This window comes from bacterium (genome assembly GCA_037147175.1).
Classification (GTDB): Bacteria; Cyanobacteriota; Vampirovibrionia; order Gastranaerophilales; family UBA9971; genus UBA9971.
Map to the genome: position 1 here is coordinate 20,106 of JBAWVS010000031.1, position 7,460 is coordinate 27,565.

At 34.5% G+C, this 7,460-nt stretch carries 9 protein-coding genes; 1 reads left to right on the plus strand and 8 read right to left on the minus strand.

Annotation, left to right across the window (positions count from 1 at the left end; genetic code table 11):
• Positions 1-18: 18 nt before the first annotated feature.
• The 8 genes from WCG23_08375 to WCG23_08410 all read right to left on the minus strand — a co-directional run bounded on the left by WCG23_08375 (position 19) and on the right by WCG23_08410 (position 6,530).
• On the minus strand, positions 19-1,653 hold the full coding sequence (locus tag WCG23_08375) for a flagellar M-ring protein FliF C-terminal domain-containing protein (GenBank protein ID MEI8389886.1): 1,635 nt from the start codon (positions 1,651-1,653) through the stop codon (positions 19-21).
• 79 nt (positions 1,654-1,732) lie between these two features.
• Positions 1,733-2,062, minus strand: coding sequence for a flagellar hook-basal body complex protein FliE (gene fliE, locus WCG23_08380; GenBank protein MEI8389887.1), 330 nt, complete (start codon positions 2,060-2,062; stop codon positions 1,733-1,735).
• 143 nt (positions 2,063-2,205) lie between these two features.
• Positions 2,206-2,817, minus strand: coding sequence for a lytic transglycosylase domain-containing protein (locus WCG23_08385; GenBank protein MEI8389888.1), 612 nt, complete (start codon positions 2,815-2,817; stop codon positions 2,206-2,208).
• Positions 2,818-2,868: 51 nt separating this feature from the next.
• Entirely contained in the window at positions 2,869-3,312 is a 444-nt protein-coding gene (flgC, locus tag WCG23_08390) for a flagellar basal body rod protein FlgC (GenBank protein ID MEI8389889.1), read from the minus strand.
• Positions 3,313-3,319: 7 nt separating this feature from the next.
• Positions 3,320-3,664, minus strand: coding sequence for a flagellar basal body protein (locus WCG23_08395; GenBank protein ID MEI8389890.1), 345 nt, complete (start codon positions 3,662-3,664; stop codon positions 3,320-3,322).
• Positions 3,665-3,722: 58 nt separating this feature from the next.
• Positions 3,723-4,436: a flagellar hook basal-body protein gene (locus WCG23_08400; protein ID MEI8389891.1), complete on the minus strand. Its 714-nt coding sequence runs from the start codon at positions 4,434-4,436 to the stop codon at positions 3,723-3,725.
• A 26-nt stretch (positions 4,437-4,462) separates the two neighbouring features.
• A complete protein-coding gene (locus WCG23_08405) occupies positions 4,463-5,161 on the minus strand; it encodes a flagellar basal body rod C-terminal domain-containing protein (GenBank protein ID MEI8389892.1) in 699 nt (232 codons plus the stop codon).
• 349 nt (positions 5,162-5,510) lie between these two features.
• Positions 5,511-6,530 (minus strand): hypothetical protein, encoded by a 1,020-nt coding sequence (locus WCG23_08410; GenBank protein MEI8389893.1) that lies wholly within the window; start codon positions 6,528-6,530, stop codon positions 5,511-5,513.
• 389 nt (positions 6,531-6,919) lie between these two features.
• Here WCG23_08410 and WCG23_08415 point away from each other — a divergent pair, with 389 nt between their 5' ends.
• Positions 6,920-7,291, plus strand: coding sequence for a hypothetical protein (locus tag WCG23_08415; protein ID MEI8389894.1), 372 nt, complete (start codon positions 6,920-6,922; stop codon positions 7,289-7,291).
• The last annotated feature ends 169 nt before the right edge of the window (positions 7,292-7,460 follow it).

The window sequence follows — 7,460 nt, forward strand, 5'->3', positions numbered from 1 at the left end:
TCCTCTGCCCTTTATTTATTAATCTGAACTTTCTATCCAGCTTTTTAAAGTTGTTACAAACTCTTTTTCATCAAGATTTTCTTCAATATTATCTTGTATATCCTGAATTGTATTGTTAAGATCAGGAATGGCCGCCTGAGGCTGTTGCTGTTGGTTTGTTGATAAAGTTTGATACATTTGCTGCTGCATGTTTTGGAGTTGGTTTGTTTTTTGATGAGCCTCCTGCAAAGCTTTTTCCTGATTTATAGTTCTTTCTAAAAGATTATCAAGTTCTCTTTGTTGTTTGGAAGAGGCATCTTTAGTTTTTCCCCCGATGAATGCAAGTCCTATTATTAAGCCTCCGGCTAATAAAGCTGCTACTGTCCACCATGGATTTCCTGAATTTTCAGGCTCAGGTTTTTGAACAGGTCTTTCGTTTGCCAGATAAGGGTTTATATTATCGGCAAATGCGATTTCAACATTTTGCGCACTTGCTTTAGGGTTAGCCGTTCTGGCAATAAGTTCTTTTAATTGTGCCGCATTCATATCAGTAGGCATAGAACCCTGATTTATTGTAACCGCAATTGATATTTCTTCAAGAATACCGGGTCTTTTAATTTCAGTGGTCTGAGTTTGACCGACTTTATAGCTGTATTCTTCAGCATTTCTTGCGTAGTTTCTGTTTTGGCTTGATTCAGGAGAAGGAAGTCCTCCCGGCAGAAAAGAACTGACAGCACTGCTCATTTTGCTTCTGTCATGAGATCTGTCGCCGAGGTCTTCGGTAAATTTTTGTTTGTTTCCTACAGATGAATCCTGTGGATTGTAAGTGATTTTAGCTGTTTCAAGAGGAACTTCCCGCAAATAAGTGCTTACAGTAACGACATAATTGCCTTTTCCAAGCAATCTGTCAAGCTGGGCATTTATTTTTTTCTTCATGTAGTTATCTTTTTCTTCTTGTATATCAAGCATATTAGAACTTGTGTCTTCAACGCTTGAATATACGTTTCCGTTTGTGTCTGTAATAGAGATATTTTCAGACTTAAGATCGTCAACACTTCCCATTATAAGGTTGATTACTGATTTTATGATATTTCTGTCAAGTTTGTCCGCGACAGGATCGACTACAAGCTGAATTGTTGCCGTAGTAGGCTGTTGCATAGAAGTAAAAATTGTATCTTTAGGAATTGAAACAAAAACAGAAGCATCTTTTATATTTGGCAGCCTTTTTATAAGTCTTGCAAGCTCGCCGTTTATTGCTCTTGAAAGTCTGATTCTTTTGTCTTCTCTTGAAGAAGTAAAATCACCTTTGTCAAAAACTTCAAGACCGACATTTTTATCTATAAGTCCGCTTCTGACGATGCTTGTAATTGCATCATCCCTGTTTTCTTCCGTAATATTATCTTCAGGATAAAGCCATAGTTCTATTTTTGAACCTTTTCCGGCTTCTCTTACAGTAATTCTTTTTTGGGCTAAAAGTGATTGTATTTCAAGGGATTTTCCTGCATCGCTTGTTGTTAAAAGCTTAATAGGTTCTTTAATTCTGGGGGAAACTTCTGCTTCATCTTTTGTCCCTTTTGATGAAGACATAACAACAACAAGAACAATAACGATTATTATTGTTGCAATTATACCTATCAAAGCAGGTCTGTTTTGTAATAAAGCCTTAGGATCCAATTTTAAACTACCCCTTTAAAGTTACAGCTGTTTATTTTATATAAACAAATAGTATTACCCTCTAAATCCTTATACTATTCTACACCTGAATAGCCATTATTTTCTCATACGCTTGTATTACTTTTGTAGTCATTTGTGTTGCAATGTTTAAACCCACTTCAGCTTTTGACATAGCAATCATAACATCATGAATATCAGCGCCGTTCCCTTGCATTGCGCTTTCAAGCAAGGCATCGGGGGCTTTTACCGTGGAGTCAACTTCTTTTACCAGCCCCGTCATAACATCCGTAAAGCTTGGAACTCCGGAAGCATTGCCTATCGGATCAAGCCGCATAGGGCTAGTCCCTGTTACAGACCTTGTTTGACTGATATCAGTTTGTAAAAACAGCTTTGGGACGTATCCTCTCATAATTTTCCTCTTTCTTTCCGTTGTCATCTGATGAGTGATAAAATTTCGATGTAAGAATCTATCTGTTTTGGATTAAAGTCTTGAGTTGTCGGTTGGATAGATTTTCACACCCGCTTTACAGGCTCGCAATGACAAGGGATGGTTTAGCCTAAATAATTTGCCAGAATTTTTTTTACATAATTCTGTGTTTCTTTATATGGCGGTACTCCGCCGTATTTGTCCACGCTTCCTCCGCCTGCATTGTAGGCAGCGAGTGCCAGAATAAGATTTCCGTTATATTTTGCCAGCATGTTTTTTAAATGTTTTACCCCGCCTTCAATGTTTTGCTCAGCACTAAAAGGATTTAAAACGCCAAGTGTTTTTGCTGTAGACGGCATTAGCTGCATCAAGCCCATCGCTCCTGATTTTGAAACAGCAGAAGTATTAAAATTTGATTCTTGTTGGATTAAAGCCATTACTAATTTATTGTCTATTTTATATTTTTCGGAAATTTGAGTTACCATTTCCTGAATTTGACCTTTTGAAAGAGAAGGAAGCTCTGCAACTTTATATTTAAGACCCTGAGGAGGGGTTGTTTTCATATAATCAGAAAATTTAGGGAGATTTACGTCATTTTGATTTCCGTTAATTTTTGGTAAAGTTGGAGAAACAGCGTTTATCCTATCGGCAAGAATTGTTTCTATTTGCAAAACTCTTTCTTGAGCTGATTTAATACTTGAACTCTGTATTAATTTGTCGATTGATTGGCTGAACATTTTCCTTTTCCCTTACCTCGTTTTAGCTTTTTTTTAAAGAAAACAGTTATATTATCTTCCTATTTCTACAGCTTTTTGAGCCATGGCTTTTGTAATTGAAACTACGGCAATGTTAGCTTCATACGCTCTTGATGCGAGTATCGAATCAGCCATATCGCTCATTGGATTTACGTTTGATCTTCTGACATAGCCATTTTTGTCTGCATCAGGATGATTTGGTGCGTACATCAGTTCTCCGGGTGTCGGGTCTTCAATAACTCCCGTAAAAGCCACGCCGCCTGCGGCAGCGGGTAAAGTTCCCGTATTAAAAACATTATCTTTCATTCTGCTTAATAAACCCTGGAAAGAAATATCATCCATAGCCGCCAATGTAGGAATTTTTCTTACATAATTAGGGGTATCTATATTTGCTATGTTTTTTGCGTATACTTCAAGACGTTTTCCATGAGCGTTTAAAGCCGCTTCACCTATATTTAATGAATCTAATAAGCCCATATGTTACCTACTTTCCTACTTGTGCAACGGTTTTTAGTTCCTGAATCAAAGAATTTGCTCTTCTTGTGGCTACGGAATAAAATAAAGAATTTTTTTGCATAGCCATAAGTTCTTCCGCTATGTTTACTTTTCCCTGTCTTTCTTCAATAAGGGGGCAAGGACCTATACTTTTTGCCATTTTTGTTTCCAGAGGATTATCAAGTTTTCCTATGTACTGTTCAAAGCTAACATCCTGTCTAACATACCCGGGGGTATTCATATTTGCTATGTTGGAACTGAGAGCCTGCTGTTTGACTGTGATTAAGTCAAGCAGCATATTTGTTTTATCGATAGGACCATTCATGAAAGACATATATTTTCCTTATATTTTTGTTATTTTGTGATTTCTTAGCATCCTAAAAAAAATTTATTTATTGACGCAGGTTGATAGATTGTCTGTATATTTCATCAACCACTTTTACAAGTCTTGCACTGGCGATTAAACTGCCGTTAAGTTTCAAGCTTTCATTGACATATGAATAAATATCAATATTTGCTTTTTCGAGAGTTCCTTGTTTTATGCTTGTATTATTGGCGATTAAAGTTGCTTTACCCGAGTCGTTTGTCGGTTCAAGTTTATTGCCTTCAATTTTTTTTAATGATTCAGGATTGTTGAAAGATACAAGTGGAATTTTTCCGATTTTTTCAAAAGCCCCGCCGTTTGTTTTTAAAACAGTTACGGTTCCATCGGTTTGAATTTTGAGTTTGTCGTAGTTTGCAGGAATTTTAATGCCGTCTGCAACAAGGCATCCGTCAGCTGTAACCATGTAGCCTTCAGAATTTATTGCAAAAGAGCCGTCTCTTGTATAAGCAACCGTTCCATCTTTCTTTGTTACGGGAATAAAGCCTGCTCCGTCAATACCAATATCAAGATCGTTGGCTGTTCTTACAAGACCGCCTTTTGAGTAATCAGTTCTCATCTTTCCTTCAAGAGTTCCGTCCGGATTTAGGTAGGTTTCGAATCTTTGTGCTTTAAATCCGTTAGTGTTTAAGTTTGCTACATCTGTTGCAATATAGCCAAATGACTCAAACATTGCGTTTGAGTTTGTTACGAGTTTTGAAATTGAACCTTGAATTGTAGTCATGTTTTATAACCCTTTTATTAAACTTATTAAGTTGTTCTGCCTAATTCTTGTATTACTTTTGTAAGAGCATCATTCTGTATAATGAATGATTGCCTGTTTGCTTCAAAATTACGCCTTACCGGCACTATATTAAAAAGTTCTTCATGAAGCGCAACGTTTGATTCTTCTACATAACCCTGTTTAACATCGGGATTATCAAGTTTTATGCCTTTGTTTGAAACTACAGAAACAGTTCCGGCATCGTGGAGTTTAAGATCAGATTTATCAAGGTATTTAATCACACCGTCTTTATCGATTTTTATATCGGCAATATCTTTTGGTATAGTGCTTAATTTTAAAGGCTTTCCTTCTTTTGAAAGGACTTTATAATCTTGCAGAGTAAGAATATTACCGTTTTTGTCCATTTTAAATCTGCCATCTCTTGTAAGTTTTATTCCGTTGGGGGATAAAACCTGAAAATATCCTTCAGTGGCTAAAGCAAGGTCAAGGGGATTTTTTGTAATTTTAATTCTGCCTACTTCTTCATCTGTTTTTTGAGATAATGCATTTGAGCCTAAAAATTCCGCAAATGATGAAACAACGGGTACTTTTTTCTGATACCCGACTTTGTTAAAGCCTTGAATGTTATCGTTAATAACATTCATAATGTCTGTTTGAAGGTACATATCTCTTATTGAAGAGATCATTCCTCCGTCATTCAGGTCAATTCCGCCGTAAAGTTTCATATTTTTCCTCTCCTTCTTTTGCGAAGCGGGAGCTTTAATAAAACATCATCAGTTTTTGTAAAAAGCTCAGTCCCTCTCTTATTTAGTAATCGGAAATATAAGGGCTTGCTTTTAGTGTTTCTTCAAAATTTCATCTGTTTAGATGAAATTTGCTCTTTTTTTGCACAGTCGTAGACATAATGATCAAGAAGCTGTCTTGTTAAAATCAAAATCGCCTTGTCAAACAAGCCGTTTATGATTTTAATCGCAGTCCCAAAGACAAATTGTGCTGTTGTTTTGAAATTTGTTCCACGTCGGGGAGTCCCTGAAATAGTCTTCAGGGTGTCACTTTGAAATTAGCGTTACTTTTTTAATCTTTTAACATCATTTTTTCTCTTTCCTGTAATAAAGAAATTTTTTCGTCCGTTTCAAGAATAATTTTGGCTATTTTTTGAGCTGCAATAACTAAAACAGGAGAAACATCTTTTGTCGGAGAAATAATAACTTCCCGATTTTTTTGTGAAAGCGAATTTATTTCGTTTGTTCCTGTTTCACATAAGGTAAACTCTATTCTGGCTCTAATTTTGTCCTTTCTTGTCTGCTCATTTATTCCTTTTAAAATTTTTTCAAGATATTCTTTTTTCTTTTCATTTTTTTCGGTTTCAAGATAATTTATTTCTATTTTTATTGAATAATCCTTATTCAGGATAATTGAAACCTTGAACCTGCCCAAATTTATTGTGGTTATATAAATTACAAGCACTGTTTGTTCTGAATTTTCTTCTTCTTTTTTTTCTTCTTTGCGGTTGAGTTTTTCGAATAATATTTCTATATGCTGTTTTTCAGATAAAGGAAGCCACGGAAGGTATAATAAAGTTAAATTTGTAAGAATCTGCTGCGGGGATGCCTCTTTTTTAGGGGTAATATAGCTTAATAAGCTTAAAACTTCTTTTAATTGGTCAGTGTTTTGAGTTCCGCCGGGTGCCTGCTGAAAAAGTTTTAAAAGTTTATTCAGGGATTCTTTGGAATTATTTTCAAGCAGTTCTTTGATTAAATCTGTACTGAGTTTCTGGTTTTGTTTTAATAGAGTTTCTAATTTTTCAGGAGAAATCTTTTTGTAAACAAGAAGGCTAAAAAGTTCATCCATTTCGCCGGGCAGTTTTAAAAGTTCTTTTATTAATGCTGATTGCTCCATTCTGTTTATTGAATTAAACTTGATGTCCTGATTTGAATTTAATAAAGTTTTTTGATTTGACGTAATATTTTTTTGTATCGCATTTTTAGCCCCGGAAGCTGTTTTGAGAAGGTCATCTATGCCCTCTCCTACAACACTTGAGGTTTGAGTGTTTTTTACAAAATTGTTAATGATTTTGAGATAGTTTATTTTCATTTTTTGCCATTAATGTGAATAATTACACTGAAACGAGTTTGTTTTCAGGAAAACCGGCAAAGCCGGATTTTCCCGAAAAGCATCACTCCTAAAAGCTATAGTGCTTTCGCAAAAAATATTTCATTTCTTAATTACTTTTTCAGAGCACTATAATTAAAAAGTTCATGAATATTTTAATCAATTTTGAACCTGTTTGCATGAAAAATTATAAGGCCTTGTTCAAAAAATTCCACTTAGATAAGAAATTTACTGTAATATCTTAACAAAACTTAATATTACAATTTGTTAACCTTCTAAAAACTACAAGTGTAATGTATAATGTTTTTATATAAATAGAATATTTTTATTTAAAAAAATTTTATTTACTTACATCCTTAAGGAGTTATTTAATGGATATGCTCCCTATTAAGCCGACAAGCAATAACTTGATCAGACCGACAACAGGAACAGCAAATGATGGGGGGTCAAAATCACAGGGCGGCTACATAAATGTCAGGACAGGAAAAACTGATGAATTAAAAATCTCTGACGAAGGTAAAAGACTTATAGGTGATGATCCTGTTGTTGATGAAAAAAGTTTTTTAACTGTTATAAAAGAATTTATTCTTTTAGTTCTAAACACTATTTCAAAAATTTTTAGTTTTAAGATCCCTAAAAATAAGCGTAAGCCTAAAATAGCTGAAAAAGCTAAAACAAACGAAGAAAATGAAAAAAGTGAAGTAAAGAATTTTCTTGGTTTTACGCGGCACGAAGGTCAATAAATCTTTAAGAGCTTATCTTGTTAAAAATAAATACATAATTCTTAATAATTTCTGTCAGAATTTTGACCTGACGGAAATTATTTTTATTATTATATATAACTCTAATTAACTTCAATTGCCAATTAATTTTCTTATTGTCATGTTGAGCAAAGCGAAACATCTGTCCTTT